General features: G+C 73.4%; 22 protein-coding genes. All 22 read left to right on the plus strand.

Features of this window, described 5'->3' with window-relative positions:
- The first annotated feature begins 156 nt into the window (after window positions 1-156).
- Window positions 157-732 carry a DUF4913 domain-containing protein gene (locus ACFQ6N_RS20325; RefSeq protein ID WP_380650639.1) on the plus strand — a complete coding sequence of 192 codons (576 nt, stop codon included), beginning with the start codon at window positions 157-159 and terminating at the stop codon, window positions 730-732.
- 16 nt (window positions 733-748) lie between these two features.
- On the plus strand, window positions 749-1,486 hold the full coding sequence (locus ACFQ6N_RS20330; RefSeq protein ID WP_380650641.1) for a hypothetical protein: 738 nt from the start codon (window positions 749-751) through the stop codon (window positions 1,484-1,486).
- Complete coding sequence (locus ACFQ6N_RS20335) at window positions 1,483-1,980, plus strand: hypothetical protein (protein WP_380650643.1); 498 nt, start codon at window positions 1,483-1,485, stop codon at window positions 1,978-1,980. The genes ACFQ6N_RS20330 and ACFQ6N_RS20335 overlap by 4 nt, the downstream gene beginning before the upstream one ends.
- 45 nt (window positions 1,981-2,025) lie before the next feature.
- Complete coding sequence (locus tag ACFQ6N_RS20340; protein WP_380650645.1) at window positions 2,026-2,904, plus strand: winged helix-turn-helix transcriptional regulator; 879 nt, start codon at window positions 2,026-2,028, stop codon at window positions 2,902-2,904.
- Window positions 2,905-2,945: 41 nt separating this feature from the next.
- On the plus strand, window positions 2,946-4,208 hold the full coding sequence (locus tag ACFQ6N_RS20345) for an MFS transporter (protein ID WP_380650647.1): 1,263 nt from the start codon (window positions 2,946-2,948) through the stop codon (window positions 4,206-4,208).
- A gap of 17 nt (window positions 4,209-4,225) precedes the next feature.
- Window positions 4,226-4,942 carry an HAD family hydrolase gene (locus tag ACFQ6N_RS20350; protein ID WP_380650649.1) on the plus strand — a complete coding sequence of 239 codons (717 nt, stop codon included), beginning with the start codon at window positions 4,226-4,228 and terminating at the stop codon, window positions 4,940-4,942.
- Window positions 4,939-5,742, plus strand: coding sequence for a hypothetical protein (locus tag ACFQ6N_RS20355; RefSeq protein WP_380650651.1), 804 nt, complete (start codon window positions 4,939-4,941; stop codon window positions 5,740-5,742). The genes ACFQ6N_RS20350 and ACFQ6N_RS20355 overlap by 4 nt, the downstream gene beginning before the upstream one ends.
- Before the next feature lie 62 nt (window positions 5,743-5,804).
- A complete protein-coding gene (locus tag ACFQ6N_RS20360) occupies window positions 5,805-6,725 on the plus strand; it encodes a DUF4259 domain-containing protein (RefSeq protein ID WP_380650703.1) in 921 nt (306 codons plus the stop codon).
- 127 nt (window positions 6,726-6,852) lie between these two features.
- On the plus strand, window positions 6,853-7,539 hold the full coding sequence (locus ACFQ6N_RS20365; protein ID WP_380650653.1) for a hypothetical protein: 687 nt from the start codon (window positions 6,853-6,855) through the stop codon (window positions 7,537-7,539).
- Window positions 7,540-7,646: 107 nt separating this feature from the next.
- On the plus strand, window positions 7,647-7,970 hold the full coding sequence (locus ACFQ6N_RS20370; protein ID WP_380650655.1) for a hypothetical protein: 324 nt from the start codon (window positions 7,647-7,649) through the stop codon (window positions 7,968-7,970).
- Entirely contained in the window at window positions 7,967-8,833 is an 867-nt protein-coding gene (locus ACFQ6N_RS20375) for a hypothetical protein (RefSeq protein WP_380650657.1), read from the plus strand. Before ACFQ6N_RS20370 ends, ACFQ6N_RS20375 begins: the two co-directional genes overlap by 4 nt.
- Entirely contained in the window at window positions 8,830-9,714 is an 885-nt protein-coding gene (locus tag ACFQ6N_RS20380) for a hypothetical protein (protein ID WP_380650659.1), read from the plus strand. The genes ACFQ6N_RS20375 and ACFQ6N_RS20380 overlap by 4 nt, the downstream gene beginning before the upstream one ends.
- A 21-nt stretch (window positions 9,715-9,735) precedes the next feature.
- On the plus strand, window positions 9,736-10,506 hold the full coding sequence (locus ACFQ6N_RS20385; protein WP_380650661.1) for a hypothetical protein: 771 nt from the start codon (window positions 9,736-9,738) through the stop codon (window positions 10,504-10,506).
- 33 nt (window positions 10,507-10,539) lie between these two features.
- A complete protein-coding gene (locus tag ACFQ6N_RS20390) occupies window positions 10,540-12,123 on the plus strand; it encodes a DUF317 domain-containing protein (protein ID WP_380650663.1) in 1,584 nt (527 codons plus the stop codon).
- Window positions 12,124-12,229: 106 nt separating this feature from the next.
- The gene (locus tag ACFQ6N_RS20395; RefSeq protein ID WP_380650665.1) at window positions 12,230-12,694 is read left to right on the plus strand and encodes a hypothetical protein; all 465 of its coding nucleotides are present in this window, start codon (window positions 12,230-12,232) and stop codon (window positions 12,692-12,694) included.
- A gap of 13 nt (window positions 12,695-12,707) precedes the next feature.
- Entirely contained in the window at window positions 12,708-13,493 is a 786-nt protein-coding gene (locus ACFQ6N_RS20400) for a hypothetical protein (protein ID WP_380650667.1), read from the plus strand.
- A gap of 146 nt (window positions 13,494-13,639) precedes the next feature.
- The gene (locus ACFQ6N_RS20405; RefSeq protein ID WP_380650669.1) at window positions 13,640-15,157 is read left to right on the plus strand and encodes a DUF317 domain-containing protein; all 1,518 of its coding nucleotides are present in this window, start codon (window positions 13,640-13,642) and stop codon (window positions 15,155-15,157) included.
- A 49-nt stretch (window positions 15,158-15,206) separates the two neighbouring features.
- Window positions 15,207-16,844 (plus strand): DUF317 domain-containing protein, encoded by a 1,638-nt coding sequence (locus ACFQ6N_RS20410; RefSeq protein ID WP_380650671.1) that lies wholly within the window; start codon window positions 15,207-15,209, stop codon window positions 16,842-16,844.
- Window positions 16,845-16,865: 21 nt separating this feature from the next.
- On the plus strand, window positions 16,866-17,726 hold the full coding sequence (locus tag ACFQ6N_RS20415; RefSeq protein ID WP_380650673.1) for a hypothetical protein: 861 nt from the start codon (window positions 16,866-16,868) through the stop codon (window positions 17,724-17,726).
- A 170-nt stretch (window positions 17,727-17,896) separates the two neighbouring features.
- Window positions 17,897-18,118 (plus strand): hypothetical protein, encoded by a 222-nt coding sequence (locus ACFQ6N_RS20420; protein WP_380650705.1) that lies wholly within the window; start codon window positions 17,897-17,899, stop codon window positions 18,116-18,118.
- Window positions 18,119-18,438: 320 nt separating this feature from the next.
- Window positions 18,439-19,584: an AAA family ATPase gene (locus ACFQ6N_RS20425; RefSeq protein ID WP_380650707.1), complete on the plus strand. Its 1,146-nt coding sequence runs from the start codon at window positions 18,439-18,441 to the stop codon at window positions 19,582-19,584.
- Window positions 19,581-21,380 carry a hypothetical protein gene (locus ACFQ6N_RS20430; RefSeq protein ID WP_380650675.1) on the plus strand — a complete coding sequence of 600 codons (1,800 nt, stop codon included), beginning with the start codon at window positions 19,581-19,583 and terminating at the stop codon, window positions 21,378-21,380. The genes ACFQ6N_RS20425 and ACFQ6N_RS20430 overlap by 4 nt, the downstream gene beginning before the upstream one ends.
- The last annotated feature ends 48 nt before the right edge of the window (window positions 21,381-21,428 follow it).

Here is a 21,428-nt window from a genome sequence, read left to right on the forward strand (position 1 = left end):
TTGCAGTTGCTCGGCGTGGCCGATCTACTCGCTGCCGCCCGCCGGTGCGGGCGGCAGTGAGCGGAGGGGGCTTATACACCAAGTCCGGCCCGATACGTCGGGCCGCCGAGCGCAGATCCTCGTGTCATCACCCGCCGACGAGAGGCACCCGCCCCTTTGACCACCCCCGAGCCCGACCCCACGTCCGCGCCGGACGGCTACAACAACTCCCAGATCGACGTGCTGACCGCGAAGTTGTCTGCTCTCGCGGCGGGATTCGACCTGCAGGCCGAGCAGCTGGCCAGCATGACCACCGCCCTTCCCCCGGAGGACGGCGACGATCTGGACGCCATCGGCGGCGCAGAGCCGCTGTTCATCCTCGCCTTCGACGACCCGCAGTACGACCAGGAACTGGAGTTGATGACCCCATGGGTAGACGAGATCTGGACCAAGATCTACGGCCCCGAGACCACCGCCGGCAAGCCCTGGTGCCCGCGCTGGAAGGAGCACCCCGAGGCCGTCGCCCGGCTGCACGCCGTCTGGCTGTCCTGGCAGGCCGCCCTCGACCCCGAATCGGGAGCGGCCGGCCCCAGCTCCTGGCAGCGCGACCACCTCGAACCCGCGCTCATGAAGCTCCGGTCCGCCGACGGGCCGTTCGCCGCTTGCACCAGCAGCGGTGGCCACATCAGCCACCGGGTGCTGCCGCACCCCGCGCTGACCGACACCACCCCTGCCGACCGCCCCCTCACCTGACCGAAAGAGCCGACCCTTGCCCGACTTCAACCTGCCCGGATGGCGTCCCGCGGACGCCGCCTCCGCCGAGGCCCAGGTGCAGTTCCTCGCCGCGGAGGATGCGTACGAGCTGCTGACTGAGGTCAACCACGACCACGACGGCAGCAGCGACGACTTCCTCCTCTTCGAGGACGTCTCCGGCTACGCCGCGGTCACCGCTCACCTGCACTACGACGAGGACGGCGAGACGTTCACCCTCGCCACCGCGAACTTGCCCACCTTCGCCCTGGCCGCGGCGTGGCTCGTCCAGCGCGGTGCGGAGAGCGACGCCTTCCTCAACCGGTCCGGCCACCCCGGCTCCCCGGCCGACGCCCGCAGCGCCTCGGCCGCCGCCCGCCTGCTGGAGTCCGGCTCCCGCTACCGGCTCGTCGACCACGGCGCCGAGCCCGGCGAGACCTGGGCGATGCTGCGCGACGGCAGCGCCGCCGGAGCCGAGCGACCCTTCCTGCTGCACCTGGAGACCGTCGACCCGGACCGCGGGTACAAGCTGCGCGAGGGCTCGTTCAGTTCGCCGCAGGAGGCCCAGCAGTGGCTGGAGAACCGGCGAACGTCGCTGCCTCCGGTCGCCGACGGAGACGTCGCCGTCGTGGTCAGCCCGCAGGCCAACGCCGCGCGCACCCGCACCTCGTCCGGCCAGCGCCGGACGGCCGCTGCGGAACTCGCCCCCGCGCTCACCGCCACGGCGGCGACCACTGCTCGAAGGGCCGCGCGGTGACTACGATCACCCGGCCGCTCGCCGCCTTCAGCTCCCACCCCGAGGCTCTGGACGACCTTCTGTCCGTACCGCAGCACGTGCGGATGCTCGCCCTGAGCTACCTCGGCCGGCTGGTGCGCGCAGAGGTCCGCGGCCCCTTCCTCGAAGAGCAAGGCGAGCGCGACCTGCGCGGCGCCAGGAAGCTCTACCTCGACGAGGCGCTGGACTACCGGCTCGTCTACGTGGAACGCCGCGCACCCCACAACCCTCGCCATCTGCAGGGCATCCACCTGGTCGCCGTCGGCGAGCGCCGGGGGGTCGCGGTCTACGAGACCGCGGCCCGCCGCCTGCGGCAGGCCGCCAGCCACGAGGTGAAGCGCGGGATGCCGACCCGCTTCCAGGCCGCCCTCGCCGCCTCCACCCGGACCTCCCCGGCCCAGTCCGCCGCCTCGGTCTCCGCACCGGCCGGGGTGTCGCCAGCCGTCGCCCTCTCACCGCCCGCCCGCCCGCGCTGACGTCGCCCAACTGCCCAACCGCACGCCTGAATCGGAGATCAACCAGTGTCGACCGCCACCGCCCCCACGCCCGTCACGTCGCAGTCCTCCACCAGCGCCGTCCAGCGGGCCGCCGAGCTCCTCTCCATCCGGTGGGCCACCCGGATCGTCCACGCGCTGCGGCAGGGTACGGCAAGCAGCGGCAACCTCCTGGAGGCCGACCCGATGATCCCGGTGAGCAGCGCGTACTCGGTCGTCCGCGCGCTCGCCGGGGCCGGTGTCGTCACGCGGATCCCGACCGGCGCGTCCCGGTTCGACGTCGCGCTGACTGCGAAGGGCCAGGCGCTGGCGCCCGTGCACGCCTCCGCCCTTGCCTGGGCCCAGCGCTACCCCCGTCCGGGTGTGGCGGGCGAGCAGGCGCCCGAGATGATCGAGGAGGTTCTGGGCCTGCTGGCCAGCTCCCACGCCGTCCCGCTGCTGAGCGAGCTGGCCGGCAGCGACCCTATGGCCTACCCGCAGCTGGTCACCTCGCTCAATGCCCGTGACAAAGCGGCGGCGTACCAGCGACTGCTCTCTCTGGAGGAGCGCGGGCTCGTGGCCCGCAGCGGCACCCGCCGCGTCTACCGGTGGAGCGCCACCGAGGCGGGACTGGCGATCGGCCGGGTGTACAGCGACCTGTCGACTTGGACCTCCGCCGCTCACCACCCGGCCGCGTCGGCCCGGCCCGGCACCGCGCTGGCCGCTGCCGGCACCAGTGCGGTCGTCATGAAGAGCCCGGCGCAGGGCGAGCTGTTCTCCTCGCCGCAGGGCGCCGAGCGGCCGGTCAGTGCCCGGGCGGCGGCGGCCGACCTGCGCACCATCACCCTTCACATCTCCTTCTCGCACGCCCCGGCTCCGCAGCCGCCTGCTCCGCTGCTCGTCGCCGCCTCGGCTCACCGCCGCTGACGAGCCCCGCCCGACCGGGCTGCCGATCCCACCCGAGGTCCATGATCACGTCTTCCCCGTCCTCCGTTCCTACGATCAGCACGTCCACCCCTGCCGGCGGTGGCAGCTCTCAGCCGGTCCCTCCGGCAGGTGCTGGCCGGTCCCGGGAGCGGTCCGTTCTGCAGACCCCGCACGTCGCTCCGCTGCTGGTGGGCACCCTGGTGGGCCGCTTGCCGGCGGCGATGGCTCCGATCGCCATCCTCCTGGCGGCCCGGGCCGATCACGCCTCCACCGCGCTCGGTGCCGTCCTGGCTGCCTTGTACGCGGTGGCCGGGGCGGTGGGTCAGCCGCTGCTCGGCCGGGTGGTCGACCGCTCGACCCTGGCCGCCGTCGCCGTGCCCGCCGCAGCGGTCGCGGGTGGAGCGTTCACCGCTCTGGCCTTCGTGGACTGTGCCGCACAGCCGCTGGCCGCCAGCGTGCTGTCGGTCGTCGCGGGTCTGGCAACGCCACCGCTGGAGGCCGGGCTCAGGGCGATGTGGACCCGGTTGGTCGAACCGCGCCACCACCACAAGGTTTTCGCCCTCGACTCCGCCTCCCAGGAGGTGGTGTTCGTCGCCGGACCGCTACTGGCCACCGCCGTGTGCCTGCTCGCATCGCCCGACTTGGCGCTGGTCGCCTGCGCGGTGGCCTGCAGCGCGGGTACCCTGGCCGTCGCCGCCCGCCCTCCGGCCCGCTTCCGGTCCGTAGCACGCGCGGTCCACTGGCTCGGTCCGCTGCGCTCGACCGGTCTGCTGGTCCTGCTCGCGGCCTCGGTGTTCTTCGGGGTGACGCTCGGCTCGTTCACCGTCCTGGCGCTGTCCTACGCCGACCGGCACCACGAAGGGTGGCTCGCCGGCGTGCTCCCAGCCGCTCTGTCGCTCGGCAGCCTCGTCGGCGGCGCCGCGTGGGCCCGGCTCAAGCGCCCGTGGCCACCCAACCGGGCCCTGCCCGCAGTCGGCGGCGCGTACGCCGCCGCCTTCGCCGTCCTGCTGCTGCCCGCCCCGCCGTGGCTGATGATCACGGCAAGCGTCCTGCCAGGGCTGTTCCTCGCTCCGTGGCTCGCCGCCGCCTTCGTGGCCTGCGACGCACTGGCTCCCCGCGACACCGCCACCGAGGCCGCCGCCTGGCTGATCGCGGTGATCGGTCTCGGGCAGGCCGCGGGCACCGCCGTCGCCGGCCAACTCTCCACCTCCGGCCACGCCGCCACGGCCGCCGTTCCCTTGATGGGCGCGGCTGTGGCCGCTGCCGTCCTCGGTATAGGGCGACGTCGGCTCACCCTTCCCTGATCTCACCCCTTTTCTTCTTGGAGCTGGACTTCTTGCACAACCGCACCAAGGCGGCCAAGCCCGCGCCGATCACCATCGTCTGGGACTGGAACGGGACGCTTCGCAACGACCTAGGCGACCACGTCGCCGCCCTCAACGCCACGGTTCCCGGCTTGGGCGGCGAGCCGATCAGTGTGGAGACCTACCAGGCGCTGCACCGGATGCCGATCCGCAGTTTCTACGGCGACCTGCTCGGCCGCCGGCTCGGCGACGAGGAGTGGCACTCCGCCGACGAGGCGTTCCTTGCCGAGCTCGCCCGGCGACCGGTCCGGCTCCAGCAGGGTGCCCGGCAGCTGATGATGGGCCTGCGGGCCCGGGGCGTACGTCAGAGCCTGCTGTCGCTCGCGCCGCACGAGCGGCTCGTCCGCGAGGTGGAGTCGGTCGGCATCACCGGGCTGCTGGAGCGGGTCGACGGCCGGCCGGGGCCGTCGGTCCCGAGCAAGGCGCCCGCCATGATCACGCACCTCCAGGCCCTCGGGCCGGAGGTGGACCCGGCCCGCACCCTGGTGATCGGGGACAGCGTGGACGATGCCGTTGCCGCACACGCCGTCGGGGCCGTCCCGGTGCTGCACACCGCAGGACTGCACAGCGCGAAGCGCCTGGCCACGGCCGGCGTCCCGCTGGTGGACACCATCCAGGAGGCCGTCGCCACCGGCATCGCCATCATCACCTCGCGGCAGCTGGCCGCGGCGTGAGCGCGGACAGCGGACGCCCGATCGCCGCGTGGAGGCCCCGGGAACCCGGCAACACCGACCTGGGCAGCCGGACGGTGTGGTCCGAGCTCCAGGTCGAGCGGGTCCGCGACCTGCCCGGACACCGCACAGCGACCCTCCACGGCGCGGTCGCCGACCAGGTCGCCTCCACCGCCGTCAAGCTCGACGACGTACAGACCCGGCTGGTCGCTCTCGCCGCCTCTCTGCGCAACGACCTCCAGCGCATCGAGGCCGGCCACGACACCACCATGCCCGTCACCAACGGCATCCTGCGCAACAGTGCTCTCGACATCGACCTCCTGGTCACCCGCCGCACCGAACTGCACCGCTCGCTCACCGCGCTGATCGGCATCTACAAGGAGCTGCCCGCCTTCGTCCCGCCCCCGGCCCCGGCATCGACGGCGAAGAGGGCACCAGCGGCCAGCCGGCTGCCGCCGCGGCAGGAGGAGGCGTTGCGGCTGATCGGCTCGTCCGCCGTCACCATCTTCAAGGGCGTGCGCGGGTCGGTCAGGGTCGTGGCCGGCGGGGCCGACGTCAAGGTCGCCACCGTCGATGCCCTGATCGGCAAGGGCCTGGTGGACCACTACGCCCGCAAGGACCTGTTCCAGGGCCACAATCTGGCCCTCACCCCCGAGGGGCAGACCCGGTACGAGGCGCTGCAACGGCCCACCGCCCGCTCGGCCGCCGCCCGCACCCGGCCGGTCGCCCTGCCCACCGCCCCGGAGGCGGCCCCCGCAGTCAGCGTCGCCGTGTCCTCGCCGACTGCCCGCTCCCGAAGCTGACCGGCCCCTCGACTCCAGGCCCGCCCGTCGGGCCCGCCTCAGACCTCAACTCAGGAGAAACCATCGGTAGCTGGGACACCGGCCCGTTCCACAACGACGCCGCCGTCGGCACCGCCGAACGCTTCGACAGCCTCTTCGACAGCGAGCTGCCGCCGTGGCTCCACCGCCTCTTCGATGTCGCGGTCTGCATGCCGGAGGGCCCGCTCGACACCGACATGGCCCAGGAGGTCATCGCCGCCGCGGCCGTCATCGCCTCACAGTGCCCGGGCGGAGAGGCCATCAACCTCAACAGCGGTCCGCGCGAGCCGGTCCCGCCTCTGCCGACGGACCTCCGGCCGAAGGCGGTCGCCGCCCTCGACCGCGTTCTCGCCCACGCCGACGCCGAGGTGGACCGCTGGTACGTCCGGGAGCGAGGCGAGCAGTGGCTCGGCAACGTGCAACGGATCCGCCTCATCCTGGCGGGCCCGGCGTCCAGCCGTGAGCCTGCGTCACCGCGGCGGCAGCGGCAGGTGTTCGCCGGCCTGCAGCTCCTCCAGGTCCGGTTCGGCGTCGAGGACGCCTTGGACCTGCACGCGAGGCAACCCGAGGATTCGCCGGCGCACGCTCTGGCCGCGCTGCTGGAGCTCCGGTCGTACGAGGTGGACGCGCTCGACCGGGAGTTGCGTGCGACGGCCTCCCGGGCGGGCGAGACGCTCGCGCAGGTCGCCGGGGGAAACCACGCCGGCGTCCAGACCAACGGCGTCCTGCGCTTCACCGGTGTCGAACTGGAGACCCTCGGGGCCCGCTTCGCTCTCGCCAGCCGGGACCTGCAGGACCTGGCCAACCGGTACGAGTACGCCGTCAACGCCGAGACAGACCAGGCCAGTGCCGCCCGAACTGCGGCTGCCCGGACCCGGACCACGCCCCACATCGCTGCCGAAGCGGGCCCGCCGCCGGCAACAGCCGCACCGCCCACCACCGGATTCCCCTCCCACTGCCGCTGACGCGAGAAGGACACCGCCCATCACCACCCTCGAAACCCTCGAAGACACCCGCTTCGACGTCGACGACCTCCGACCCGTCACCGCCGACGACGAGTCGAGGCTCGACCACCTCTGCCTCAGCCTGGACATGTACACCTCCCTGGCGGTCCAGCACGCGACGAGTCCGCACGCCGAGCTCCTCCGTGACAGCTTCTATGTCGTGCACGACGGCACCATGACCTGGCACGACGTCCCCGGCCTGGCCCAGTACGCGGCCATCCACGTCCAACGCAACCTCGGGGACGGCACATACCGCTTCGACTACAGCCGCCACCCCATCGCCTCTCTCGCGCAGAACTGGCTTGCGGGCCGCGGCGCCGACCCGGAGCAGCTCACCGTGGAGGTCGAGGACCCGATGAGCACCGACCAGGCCACCCGGGGCCTGGAAGGCTTCCTGGCCGCGTCGGGAGACCGCTTCCGGCTCGTGGACGACTACACCCACGACAGCCCGGACTTCTACAAGACCTGGATCATCGCCACCGACGTCCGGCCCGATCCGGGGCAGCAGCCGATCCGCGTCTTCTACGAGGACGTCGACACGGCGACTCACTCGTACACCCTGCGCCAGGGCGGCTTCGCCACCGTCGAGGCCGCCCGGAGCTGGGTCGACCGGCTGGGGCATCCGGAGAATCCGCTGCCGCCGCTAACCGGTGCCCCCAGCGCCCGCGCCGCCGGCGCCGGGGCGCACAGCTCGGTCGCGGTCACCGTGTCGGCCCCCACCGCTCCGGTGCCCGCTACGGCCGAGGGCCGCCCCAATCGACCGCAACGCCGCTGACCCCCCCTCACTCCCTGGAAGGACCGCGTATCGCCTCGCCCGACAGCACCCAGTCGCCGGCCGCCGCCGGGCCGCAGCGACGACCGCGCACGACGGCGCGCCGCAGCGTGCAGACAACGGTGCGGTTCACCCCCGCCGCCATCGCCGCCATCGGCGAGCGCGCCGCCGCCGAGCGCCTCACGATCGCCGGGTTCATCGGCAACGCCGCCCTGGCCGCCACCCAGTGCGGCGATCCGCTCCACCGGCCCGACCGCGATCCGCGACGCCCGCTCGTCGAAGCCCTCGACCGCGTGGCGGGCGAGCTGAACGCCGCCGTCGCCACCGTCCGCGGCTCGGGCGACGGGCCGGGCCGGGAGGCTGCGCTCGCGATCCTGCCGGTCCTCGCCGAGCGGACGTACACCGTCCTGGACACCGTGCTGGAGGCGTCGTGATCCCCGACGTCTCCCGGGGCAACGGCATCCGCCCGCTGCTGGCCTACCTCTACGGCCCCGGTCGGCGCGAGGAACACGAGGACCCGCACCTCATCGCCGCGTGGGACCTGCACGGCGCCCCCGACCCGGGACGCCATCCGCGCGGGAGCGTCGGCTGGCTCGCGGACCGCCTCGACCAGCACGCCCAGTTGCGCGCCGCCGAGCTGGGGGCGATGCCGCCGAACCGGGTGTGGCACTGCTCCGTCCGCGCCGCACCGGAGGACCCCTTCCTCAGCGACGAGCAGTGGGCCCAGGTGGCCCACCGGGTCGTACGCGCCACCGGCCTCGAGCCGCAGGAGGGCCCCGGCTGCCGGTGGGTGGCGGTGCGCCACGCCGTCCACCACATCCACCTCGCCGCCGTCACCGTCCTGCCCTCCGGCGCCCGGCCCGGCATGCACCGCGACGCGATGCGGGCGCAGGCCGAGTGCCGGGCCATCGAGGCCGAGTGGGGGTTGCGCCGTGTCGGGATCGGCGAGCGGACCAGCACGAGCTACCCGACCAGCGCCGAGATCATCAAGGCGGAGCGGCACGGTTGGAGCGAGCCCTCCCGCGTGTGGCTGCAGCGGCAGATGCAGCTGGCGCTGTCCGAGGCGGCCGACCTCGACGGCTACTTCGCCGCGCTGGCCGAGCGCGGGGTCATCGTCCGCATCCGGCGCGGCGAGGACGCCGCCGCCTCCGGCTACAGCATGGCCCGCCCCGGTGACGTCGGCGCCGGAGGGCAGACCGTGCACTTCGCCGCCGGTCGCCTCGACTCCGCGATGACCCTGCCCCGCGTCCTGCAGCACCTGTCCACGAAGAAGTCCACCGAAGGAATCCGATCATGACCAGTCCTCAGAACCCCCTGGTGGACTTCGCGCACGCCTTGGCCGAACGGCTCCCGGACCAGTGGGAGGCCACCGAGCTGGACCTGCGCGGCGACGCCGAGCTTCGCCACCACTTCTACTACCGCGTGTGGGACCGCTCCCGTGCCCAGGAGCTGGGGCTGGACCGCGACACCATGGCGGAAATTGCCGTGCTCGACGGCCCCGACGGACGCCGGCTCCTGGTGCTGCCCGCCGCCGAAGCGGGCCGGTTCTTCCTGATCTGCCCCCTCATCGCCTTCGACGTGCCTGTGTACACCAGCACCTCCCCGCTCAGCTCCGTCGTCGTTCCCGCCGACCCGGCGACGGCCGCCGACGAACTCGCCGGCTCGCTGCTGCCCGTCTACGAGAGCGAGCTGCGGGCCATGCTCGACCATGTCGTCGGCGTCCTGGACGCTACCGAGGCGAGCATCGCCGCGTGCCTGGCCGCCGAGGCCGAGCACTCCGGCGACCCTGAACTGGCCCAGGAGCTGTACGAGATGAGGGGGGTGCGCTGGCTCTCCCACCCGCAGGACACCGATCTGCTGCACTGTGCCGCCGAAGACGTACTGGCCGCTCTGGGCCTGCTGCTGGGCCACCGCGGGCCGCTGTCCGAAGCCCTGGTCGGCGTCACCACCCACGTCCGGATCTACTGCGAGGTGCACGACAGCTGCGAGGCGCTGATCGAGGCCGAGGTGATCGGCCGGATCCTCACCGCCGCCGGTCTGGCCGACACCGGCAGCAGCATATTCGATCCGGCGATCAAGGCGAAGATCGCCACAATCGACGCCCTCCCGATCGAGCAGCAGCGGGCCCTGGTACGGGCCGCCGCCGCGACCTACACCCGGCGAACCGACGCCGGCTGACCCGATCAGAAAGACCGCCTGTTGTACATCGCCTCCTTCCACGACGCCCGCGACGAACTGGACCTCGACGAGTTCGACGCGACCGACCCCGAGTCCGCCCGGACCATCAACCGGCTGTTCGACTACGAGAGTTCGCTGTGGATCATCGCGAAGCAGTGGGCGTCGGACACCTTGCGCCGCCCAGGGGCGCGGCTGCACGACTACTTCCTCCTGCTCGACTCGTACGCCGCCTACAACGAGCGGCCCGGGGCGCCGCAGATCGTCGCCGCCCACTTCGACCGCGACCCGGACACCCGCACCGTCCGGGCCACCATGACGTCGCACGCGCTGATCCCGTTCGCGCAGAACTGGCTGGTGGGCCGCGGAGCGGACCCGGCCAAGGTCTTGGAGCCGGAGGGCTGGAGCGACCCGCTGGATACCGAGACCGGACAGCTGGAGGACTTCCTGCGCGGCAGCGGCGAGCGGTTCGAGATCCACGGCTCCTTCAGCCGCCACGAACCGCCGTACGAGACCTGGGTGATCGCCACCGACAACGAGCAGCCTCCCAGCCCGGCGCAGGTCTTCTTCTGGCGGCTGCCCGACGAGAGGAGCCCCGCCTACACGGTTCGCCGCGGGCAGTTCGACAACCTCGACGCCGCGTACGAGTGGACCCGGGACACCGCCACGCCCCTTCCGGCCGCCGCCCGCGCCCAAGCGGCCCGGCTTCGCGCCGCACCGATCCAGCCCTCACCCGCACAGGCCCCGGCGCCGCCGTCAACCTCCCCCAACACCCGCCGCCCCCAAGGCCGCTGAGGCCGCCCTCACCCCACTCTGGAGCTCTGGCCCTTGCCCGACACCTACCTGCCGCACCACGATCCCGACGTCGAGACCCTGGTCCGCCCCCGCTACCTCGCCGGCCCCGGCGACCGGGAGTCCGTCGCCACCGCCTTCGCACCCCTACGCGGGTCACGGTGGCGAGTCACGGCCATCGGTCCGTACCTCACCGAGATGATCGCCACCAGCCCGTGCCACCGCATCCGCGTCGGATACCGGCCCGACCAGGAGCAGGCGTGGCAGGTCGCCGCGGCCCTGGACCCGTTCGCCGTCCCCGCCTGGCGCGGCGGATTCAGCCGGGCCACCCCGCCGGAGATCATCGAGGCGTTCCTCGGCCAGCTGGCCGACTCCCTCCACTACGACGGGGTCGACGACAGCACGGGTACCTTCGTGTCGCTGGAGGGAACGCTCGCAGACGCCAATGAGGCTCTCTCCGAGGCAGGTTGGCCGACGTCCCGCTCCGACGGCCACTGGCTGACCAGGTCGGGCGACGGCGCGGTCGAGTACGACGTCGCACCGCTCGTCGACCCGGCGGTCGAGCTGGCGGCCGACGTGCAGCGCGGCTTCTCCTGGCGCATCTCCCCGAGCGATCCGGACGTGGGCTGGAGTGCTGCCTTCAGCTCGTGTACGCCGCTGCACCTGATCGCCGCGGTGAACGGCGCCGTCGCCGACAGCAGCCCGGTCGTCCGCGCCACTGACGACCTGCCGCATCGGGTGGTCGCCCGGGCTCTCGCCGAGCAGGCCGAGGTCGGCCGGAGCGCTGCCGAAGCCCGTACAGCGCTGCCGACCGCCGTCGAACTCCTCGCCGATGGCGACGGCTTGGATGCGGCGGTCGCCGTGAGTCCGCTGTACCTGGCCGGGCCCGGCACGGTCGAGCGGGCGGTGGCATCCCTGACGGGCCAGGCCGGCTGGAGGTCCGTGGCCATCCGGAGCGGACGGCTGTGGGAGAGCGACTGCCAGACCGTCCGCGTCACGTACCTTCCCGAGCGGACCCGGGACGCCTGGCAGATCACCGCGCTGGCTGGCCCGCTGGGCATGCCCACCTGGAGGGCCACCTTCAGCTACAAGACGCCGGCCGAGGTCATCGGCGAGGTGACCCGGCTCGTCGCCGAGACCGGCAACAACGCGATGGCTGGCACCGAGTACACCTCACCCTTCCAGCTGGACCAGCGCGGCTGGACGAGTCTCACCGCCGGCGTGTGGACCGTGTTCAGCGCGCCGGACCCGAAGGTCAAACTCCAGCACAACTCCGCCGAGTTCGGCCGCTACGAGGAGCTGGAGGGCCAGGCCCCTCCCTCCTGGACACTCACTACGGGCATCGACGACCGGTTCTGCGCCTGGTCTGCCGACTTCACCAGCGGTACACCGTCGTACCTGGTCACCGCTGCGGCTCTGACCGCCGTCGACCCGGCCCCGGTGATACGGGCCCGCCGGTCACTGCCCGAGACGCATCTGCCGTTCCTGCAGGTCGTCTCGCCGGGCACCGGCCGCGCCGACGCCGCCCGCTCGGGCGCCGCACCGGCCTCCCGTGCCGCGCTGCCCGATCCGGTCGGCCCGTTGCGGACTACCACCGTGGAGCGGGGGCGGCTGCGGTGAGGGACGACCGCGTCCTGGAGGCGTTCACCGAAGCGGTGGTCGGCCGACTTCCAGGTACCTGACGGCCGGAGCTGGCGGACGTGCGCCGTCGGCGGCCCTGACCGAGGTGTACGAGCGGGTCTGGGACCTCGGGATCACCCACTGGGCCCTGCTGGAGTTCGTCAACGACCGTCTCGGGATGCTGCGTGACGGCCAGGGCCGGGAGTTGGTCGTGGTCCCCCGTCCCTTCCGCACAGGCCGCTACCTGATCGCGCCGCTGGTCCCGGCCGGCACGGACCCCGCCGCGGTGGAGGACCTGACGCCGTTTGGTCTCACCGTCAGCAGGTCACCGGCCCGGGCGGCCGAGACGGTCCGCCGCCGACTCCTGCCCCGGCTCGACTACGCCCTGCTGCTGGCCGAGGAGCGCGGGGTCCATCCCGGACCGCCTTCCGACGACGGGCGCCGCCGGGTCCACGCGGCCACCGCCCGGACGAGCGTGTCGGCAGGCACCTCGCCGGCCGTCGTCTACTCCGCTGGTCCCCTGCGTCCAGCCACCCCGATTGCGGGCCGAGGCCGAGTCCCGGCCCCCTGACCGAACGAGATTTGTGCCCACTGCTTCCCCTGTCTCCGCCGACCCGCTCCTCTCCGTCCGGCCCGCCCACCTCGCCGGGCCCGGCGAGGTGGACCTGCCGTCGCTCCTCACCGCCGAGCACGGCTGGTTCCGCCCCTACAACTCGCCCACCCACGTCGTCCTCGTGAGCGATACCAGCGGCATCGCCCTCTCCAACGGACCAGGCCCGACCCCTCTGTCCCTGAACGGGATCGGCTGGTCGGTCGGCTTCTGCCACCAGGTGCCGGCCGAGATCACCCGGGCCCTGCTCGACGAGGCCGCCGCCGGCATCCGCCACGCCCCGGACCTCTTCGCCGGTACGGGCCGCCTCGTCGGTCACCACGCCCGCGCGGCGCTGCTCGCGGCCGGCTGGTCCGGCCACCAGCGGGACGGCTACGAGCTGGTCTCCGCGCCCGACCGCCACGCAGCCCTCTCCTTCCCGCTGCAGGCACCCGGCAGCGAGGTGATGCTGACCGGCGCCGCCGAGAAGGGCACGTGGACGGTGCGGTTCGGCGCGACCGCCCCCGAGCCGCTGCTGACCGCCGCGACCGCCGCCCTTCTGGCCCCGGTCGTCCGCCGGGCCGGGCAGCTCCCGGCGCGGCACCGGAACCTGCTGACCACCCAGACGCTCGCCGAACGTCCGCCGCGCACCGGACGGTCCGGTGCGGCTCGCGCCCGGAGCACCGCGGCCCGGCCGGTGTCCACCGCGTTGCCGCTGTCCGACCGGCCGCGCACCGGCAGCAGCGCGTCCGTGCCGGCTCCGCGGCGCCGCCCGTCCTGACCCCGCCCCTCTCGCTCCTGGAGACCTCGCTGCCTGCCGATCCCGACACCGACGACCTGGTCGCCGTCCGCCCGCTGGAACTCGCCGGCCCCGGCACGGCGCCGTTCGACCTTCTGCGCCACCTCGCTGCCGAGTACCAGTGGCGAGTGGTCTCCGACGGCGAGAACCCGCAGTTGGAGAGCCCCTGCGGACGGCTGCGGCTGCAGCACGGCGACTTCCTGTCCGGCAACCTCCTGCTGGCCGACAACTGGATGCTCACCGCCCGCGAGTCCCCGTCCGCAGAGTGGCTGTGGTGGGCGTGCTTCAGCCCTCAGACACCGCACGAACTCACTTACGGCTTCGTACTGGAGACCGCCCGGCGCCTGGGCAGCGAGCCCGACAGCGTCCTGGTGCGCCGGGACGTGGCCGACGACGCGGGAGAGCTGCTCGCCGATGCCGGCTGGCAGGAGATCGAACACCCTCTCCCCGGCGTTCGCATGATCACCCCCACCGGCAACACCGGCGCGGCCCACACCTTCGAACTTCCCGAGCGGGCCCTGTCGTTCAGCATGAACAACACCAGTTCCGAACTGGCCTGGTCGATCTCCATGTCGCCCCGGACACCGGAGGTGCTGCTGCGCGTCGCCGCGACAGCCCTGGTCGAGGACTCGGCGGTGCGCAGCCACGGCGAGATCCCCGCCCACCACCGCGAGCGGGTCTCGACCGCGCCGGCCAGCACCGCCCTCCCGCCACGCTGGACGACGCTGCTGCCCGGCCTCGCCGCCGAAGGCACGCTCGCGTCCGCCGGTTCGGACGAGGCCGGTGCTGAACGGCCCAGCCCGCCTCCGGCGTTGGTCGCGGTCACCCCTCGCCACTACGCCGGGCCCAGCGTCAACGCCGTCGACCGGCTTCGGCACCGCCTCGAGGCCGAGGGATGGGCCAGTGCAGAGGGCGTCCTCACCAGCGCGTGCGGCCGGCTGAGCGTCGCCTGGCCCACCGAGTCGGACAAGCCGCGCGGCTGGGGACGCGAGCGGACGTACGCACCGTGGCGGGTCTGGGGCACCCAGCACCGCGGCGCGGGCGTCGCCTGGCGGGTCACCGGCTGGCGCTTGGTCCCCCAGGAGATCGTCGAAGGTCTGATCGGCGAGGCGACCGTGATGCTGGACGAAGCCGACAAGGCCAGCCGGACACCGTTCGAGTCGGGCGTCCTAGCGCTGGGGTTCCTCCCGCTGGCAGCCGCGGGCTGGACCAGCGAGGTCACCCCCAAGGGCGCCGCCACCTTCGAGTCGCCCGACGGACTCCTCAGCGCCCGCTGCGGCCCCCCGGACGCCCTGTACGAACTCCGCGGCCGACCGGCCGCCCGCATCTCCTGCCGACGGGTGCTCGGATTCTGGGAGGTCGAGATCAGCGCGAACACCCCCTCCCGGCTGGCCGCCGCTCTATGCCGCGACGCCGCCGACCCCGGGCCCCTGATCCGCAATCCCGATCACCTGCGCCTGGACGCCACCGACCGGGAGGTCGTCGTCGTCACCCCGGTCACCGCGCAGTCCCTCACTACCGCTACCGGCCGCCGGGCCGCCGCCATCACCCGCTCGCTGCCCAGCCTGTCCACCACGAGCACCAGCGCGCCCGCCGGCAACCCGGCCGCCGCTCACCCCGCGACCGCTGGTGCCTCACGGCGGTGACCGCCGACGGAGCCCCGGCCGGCGCGGCGCCGTTCCGCCCACCCCTTCCTTGTTCTTGGAGACCGACCTGCCCACCGACACCGACGAACTGGTCGCCGTCCGCCCCTTGGAGCTGGCCGGCACCGGCACCGCGCCCAGCGACCTGGGCGACCACCTCATCACCGCGTACGGGTGGGAGCACGATCCGGACAGCACCCCCGAAGAACCCCTGCTCGTCAGCCCCTGCCGCCGCATGGCCCTGGAGCGCGGCGACTTCCCCCTCGGCCGCCTCATCCTCCAGAACCACTGGAAGCTCTCCGCTTACGACAGCGGGGAGCAGGACGCCACGGAGCTCTGGTGTGCCTGGTTCAGCCCCAGGACGCCCTACGAACTCACCCATGGCCTCGTCCTGGACGCCGCCGGCCGGCTCCACAGCGACCCGGCCACCGTCCTGACCGACCGCAGGGCCGGAGACGACATCGCGCGGATCCTCTCCGACGCCGGATGGACGATCAAGCAGGGGCCGTGGCGCACTTTCATCCACTCGCCCGGCGCGGCCACCCTCCTGGTGCCCTCCCACCCGGAGCGCACACTCGCCTTCAGCCTGGGCAACACCAGCTCCGACCTGGCGTGGCAGGTCATCGCCTCGCCGTGGGCGCCCGAGGCGTTCCTGCGCACGGCCGCGGTGACGCTGGCCTCGGACTCGGCGCTGCGCCGCCGCAGCGAGATCCCCGCCCATCACCTGGCCCGCGTCACGATCGAACCCGCCGCCGTCGCCACCCTGCCGCGATGGCGCCCCCAGCTGGCGCCCCCGACCGACCTGGAGAACCCGCTGCCGACCACCCCCGACCGAACCGCCGTCGAACCGGCCCTCAGCCCCGAACCGGAGCTGGTCACCGTAACCCCCCGCCACTACGCCGGACCCGGCCGTGGCGGTGCCGAACAGATCAAGGACCATCTCACCTCCCAGGGCTGGACGTTGGGCACGACCTCGATGACCAGCCCGTGCGGCAGGCTCGGCGTCGCCTGGCCCGACGGCACCGACACCCCGACGCGGCAGAGCGCCGCCTGGCGGGTCTGGGGTGCCCAGCACCGGGGAGCGAGCGTCGCCTGGCGCATCACCAGCGGCGACCTCGCCCCACCCGAGCTGATCGCCGGCGTAGTCGACGAGGCGCTCGCCATCCTGGACGAAGCCGGGTCGGACTCCCGTCAGCCCTTCCAGGCCGGCGTCCTGGCCCTCGGTCTCCTGCCCCTCGCCGAGGCGGGGTGGCAGAGCATCGTCGAGCCCCGCGGCTCCGTCTCCTTCCGCTCGCCCGACGGCTACGTCAACGCCCACTGCGACGTCCCGAGCGCCCTCCACGACCTGCGCGGAAAGCCCGCCGCCCGGATCAGCTGCTACCGGGCCCGCGGGTACTGGATGGCGGAGATCAGCGCGAACACCCCCTCCCGCCTCGCCGCCGCACTCTGCCGCGACCTCGCCTCCCCGGAGCCCCTGCTGCGCAGCACCACCGGCCTCCACCTTGACGCGACCGACCGGAAGGTCGCCGTCGTCACCCCGGTGAGTGCCGAGGCCCTCACTGCTCCGGCCCAACGGCGCACTGCGGCCCTCGCCCATGGCACCCAGCTGCCCCGCTCGAGTGCGGAGCCCGGCACCGCCGCCACCACAAGCACCCTGGGCAGCGCCCCCGCCCCCAGCCAGCGGCGCTGAACTCATCACTCAGAGAAGACCATGACCGACTCCCCACAACCCGCACTCCTGGACAGCCGCCGCCTGCTGAACGCCGCCTACGAGGGCCTGAGCAGCGCCCCGGTCGCCGACCTGCTGGTCGCCGCGAGCCGGACGCTGGAGCCGTCCAGGGGCTGCTTGGCCCTCGCCGACGCCAGCTTCCGCCTCGCCCAACAGGTGTACCCGCGTCCGCAGAACCCGCTCGACCCCGCCGTGCTGACCGCCTTGGCCAATGCCGACACTCTCAAGGGCACCGCGCGGCTGGCCTGCTTCTGGCGGGCCCTCGCCACGACCGCCGGCCCCGACGAATTGGTCATCGAGCTACCGGAGTTGCCCGCCCCCACCCCCGGCCCGCAGCAGCAGGCAGTCGCCTGGCTGCACAACGGACACCTCTTCTCCCGCTTGGGGGCCGCGTCGTACACGGCCCTTGAGGTGGCCCTCATGGCCGCCATCGACGACGAGGCCACCCTGCCGCGGGCCCTCGCCAACCTGGGACCGACGGTCTGCGGCATCGTGCCCGAGGGCCCGAACCTGCCCACGGCGTGGTCCGCCACGATCGAGGCGACCGCCCGCCATGCCGTCGCCTCCGCGTACGGGCTGCCCCGCGAGGCCGGCCTGCTGGACGCACGCATCCCCGAGATCCTGGCCGACGCCGCCCGGGCGCCCCAGCGGATCCAGGCCGAGCTGCTGGAGGACGCCGCCGGCGCGTTCCGCTACGCGAGCGACGAGCTGTTCACCACTCCGGCGGAGAGCCGCCGTGCGGAGGCGGCTCGCACACGCACCATGGCCAGGCGCCCACGGGCAGCCCCGCAGCCGGCCTCGGCTGCACCGCGGACGCTGCCGCAGCAGCGCCGCGCCCGCTGACCGTCGAGTCCCGCCCCCTGGAACACGGCTGGCACCGGCCGCCCATGCCCTCAAAGCCCCGAACCGAACACCACGGAGAAGTCCTGACCTCGCATCCTCTCGACTCCGCCCAGGGGCCCTCGCCCGTCCACGAGGCGGGGGCGCCCGCAGAGCGCACAGCCCAGCAGTTCGTGCCGATCCGGCGCACCGCCACCGGCGAGATCACCACCACCGGCTACAACGCCGCCGCACTGCGGATCCTGCTCCGAGCCGGCTTCGAGGAGACTCCTGGCTGCTCCTGCGCAGCGACGGAACCCAGCACGGACCAGACGCTCGGGCCTGCTCGGCAGCCAGCGAGCTGCTCGCCGTCGGCCACCCCGTGCTCCTGGACCGAGCACTCGGCCGGCCGCTGAGCGACCACGGTACGCCCCTGCCAGGCACACCCGTACAGACCCGCGACAAGACCTCCCACGCCGAGACGCCCGCACCGCCCGGCCCAGCCGGGGCCCGGGTTCCGGGCGAACTGGCCCAGGCAGACCCCGTGAGCGGGCCGGCCTCGCCCCCACGGTCCCGGTGAACGTCCCGCCCTTGATTCGCTCCGAGAGCGGCCCCGCCATCCCAGCACGTTGCCAACCCCGCCCGCCCACGAACCCGTTGGAGGTTCCTCGCTTTGACCACACCCGCACAGCCTGTCAAACCAGCACACGCCAGGCCCGGCGAACTGCGCGCCAAGGTGGCCAAGTTGCTGGCCGATCGGCCGGCGGACCCGCTCACCATCGGAGAGATCTCCAAGGCATTGGGTCACTCCCACGGTGCTGTCCAGCAAGCGGTCAACACCCTGGTCCAGCGCGGAGAGGCCGACCGGCTCGGCTCCGGAAGGCAGTTCCGCGCGAACGGGAAGACCGCCTCCGCCGCGGCGGTCGTGGTGATCAGTCCACCGGGCACGCACTCTCCCCGGGCCCAGGCGGCCACGGCCCGCACGGCCCCGCCCGCACCGAAGACGCCCAGGCAGGTCGGTCCGATCCGCCGCGCGGGCGGCCAGCTCTACCATCCCCGGGAGCTGGCCTCCCTGCCCGACGTCGAGGCACTGGCGCGGCTGCGTGCCGCCGACGTGCCGGTGCTGCTCTACGGTCCCCCGGGCACCGGCAAGACGTCCCTAGTGGAGGCCGCGTTCCCCGATCTGCTCACCGTCGCGGGCGATGGCGACACCACGGTCGGCGACCTGATCGGCGATTACACGCTGGACGACAGCGGGGGCTACGTCTGGCAGCACGGTCCGCTGGTCACCGCGATGACCGAGGGCCGCGCCCTGCTGATCGACGATGCCACCCTGATCTCGCCCAAGGTCCTGTCGGCGATGTATCCGGCGATGGACGGGCGCCGCCAGATCCAGGTCAAGGCCCACCGGGGCGAGACCATCACGGCCCAGCCCGGCTTCTTTGTGGTCGCGGGCCACAATCCCGGCGTCCACGGGGCGATCCTGACGGAGGCGCTGGCGTCCCGGTTCAGCGTGCAGATCCAGGTCGGGACAGATTATGACCTCGCCCAGGCCCTACGGGTCGATGCCCGGGTGGTCCGCGTCGCCCGGCACCTAGCCGGTCAGGTCGAACTGGGTGAGCTGGGCTGGGCCCCCCAGCTGCGTGAGCTGCTCGCCTTCCAGCGGACCGAGGCCGTTCTCGGCAGCCCGGCCGCGTGGGCGAACCTGATCGGGATCGCTCCCCTGGAGGACCGCGACGTCGTCGCCGCCGCCGTCAGCAAGATCGCCGGTATCAAGAACGTCAAACCCCTCACCCTCGGCCGGCAGCTCCCCGCCACCACCGCCACGGCCGCCCAGCAGCCCCCGGGCGGCACCAACTCCGCACGCCGGGGCCAGCGATGAGCGCCCACCACCACGTCCTGCCCCCCGTCACTACGCCCGACGACGACGCCGACCTCGCGCGCTGGGACGACGACGGCGCCCCGCCCGCGCAGCCCTCCTCCTCCCCGGCCGCGTGGCTGCGCGTGGGAGCCGAACTCGGCGACCGGCTGGTCGCGCTGTCCGGCCGTCAGGATCTGCTCGTCACCTGTCGCCCCGGCACCCGCAGCGGCGCCCCGGCCGCTTACTACCCCCGTGGCGGCGAGATCGAGTTCGACTCCGACCTGTTCGGCGCCCTCCAGCCGCACGAGATCCACCCGCGGATCGTGGGCGATGAGGAGCGCTATCCCGCCGCCTGGGGAGTGTTCGTCCACGAGGCCGCCCACTCGGCCCACTCCGTATGGGTGGAGCCGACTGGCGCGGATCCCCGCGTCGTCGAGGCCGCGCTCCTGCTGGAGGAGAGCCGGGTCGAGGGCACCCACCTGATCAGGCGGCCCACCGACCGCACGTTCCTGCGCACCAGCGCCCGGACCCTGGTCATGCCCGACATCGCCAACCCCAGTGTCCAGGGCATCAGGCACGCGGCCAGCGTGGCGGCCCTCATCCTCGGCCGCCGGGACGCCGGCATCCTCGACGCTGGCGAGACCCGGGCCGTCGCCGACCTGTGCGAACAGGTCCTGGGCGACGAGCTGCTAGCCACCCTCACCGGCATCTGGACCGCGGCCCAACGAACCGCCGACCACGACGGCGCCACCATGCTCGCGCACGGCAAAGCGTGGTGCGACGCCCTGGACACCGTCTCCCCTTCTCTGCCCCTGCCGCAGGGCCTCACCGATCTGCTGTCCGACGCCGCAGGGGTCGTCATGGACAGCATGGACGCCAACGACGCCGCCGACGCCGCAGCACAGGCCGCCGCGACCGACGCCCTGGCCGCACGTTCCAAGGCCCAGGCTCAGGGCCGCGCCCACCAGGCCGGCCAGCGACGCAAAGCCGCCGCCACCGCCCGGTCCGTCTTCAACCCGAGCGGCACCACCGTCAGCCCCAACGGCACGCCGAGGCCCTCCGAGAGCCCGGTCACCGGCACCCGCAAGCCCACCGCCGCCGAACAGACCGCCGCCGCGCGCCTGAGCCGCGCACTGCGAGCCGCGGCCTTTCGAGAGCGCAGCGAGGAGAGGACCACCAGCCCCACCCCGCCCGGCCGCCTCAACGTCCGCCAGGCCCTGGCCCGCGACGCCCAGCGCGCGAGCGGGTCAGTGCCCACAGCAGAGCCGTTCACCGCCACCCGCCGCCGCAACTCACCCACCCCGCCGCTGCGGGTGGGCATCGCGGTGGACGTCTCCGGCTCCATGAGGGCCGCCTGCGGGCCCGTCGCGTCCGCTGCCTGGATCGTGGCCCGCGCGGCAGCCCTGACCGGCCCCGACTCCCGCACCGCCACCGTCGCGTACGACTACGACCTGACGGCGCTGACCCGCCCCACCCACCGGGCACCGGATCGCGTGACCCAGTTCGCCGCCAACGGTGCCAGCCACAACTTGGGCGACGCCCTCGACGCGCTCGACCACGGCCTCGACCTCAGCCGCCCCGGCACCGGCCGCCTCCTTGTGGTCGTGACTGACGCCCAGTACACCCCGGACGAAACCGCCGAGGCGGTCACCCGCATCAACCGCCTCACCACCGCCGGCTGCGCCGTACTCCAGCTCACCCTCAGCCCGAACTCCCTACACCTGCCGGGGACCACTCTGCTCCACCTGCCCCGACCCTCCAGCGCCCCCGCCGCCATCGCCCAAGCCGCCACCGACGCCATCCGCAAAACACGCTGAGACGCCGACGGAGGCATTGGGCTTGGTGCGGCAGACCACCAGGTTCGC

The sequence above is a fragment of the Kitasatospora sp. NPDC056446 genome, from assembly GCF_042796115.1.
GTDB lineage: Bacteria > Actinomycetota > Actinomycetes > Streptomycetales > Streptomycetaceae > Kitasatospora.

What these genes read in the sequence shown, in the direction of transcription:
- ACFQ6N_RS20345 (WP_380650647.1), top strand. Translation starts at nt 2,946, where the DNA reads ATGATCACGTCTTCCCCGTCCTCCGTTCCTACGATCAGCACGTCCACC.
- ACFQ6N_RS20365 (WP_380650653.1), top strand. Translation starts at nt 6,853, where the DNA reads ATGTACACCTCCCTGGCGGTCCAGCACGCGACGAGTCCGCACGCCGAG.
- ACFQ6N_RS20380 (WP_380650659.1), top strand. Translation starts at nt 8,830, where the DNA reads ATGACCAGTCCTCAGAACCCCCTGGTGGACTTCGCGCACGCCTTGGCC.
- ACFQ6N_RS20415 (WP_380650673.1), top strand. Translation starts at nt 16,866, where the DNA reads ATGACCGACTCCCCACAACCCGCACTCCTGGACAGCCGCCGCCTGCTG.
- ACFQ6N_RS20430 (WP_380650675.1), top strand. Translation starts at nt 19,581, where the DNA reads ATGAGCGCCCACCACCACGTCCTGCCCCCCGTCACTACGCCCGACGAC.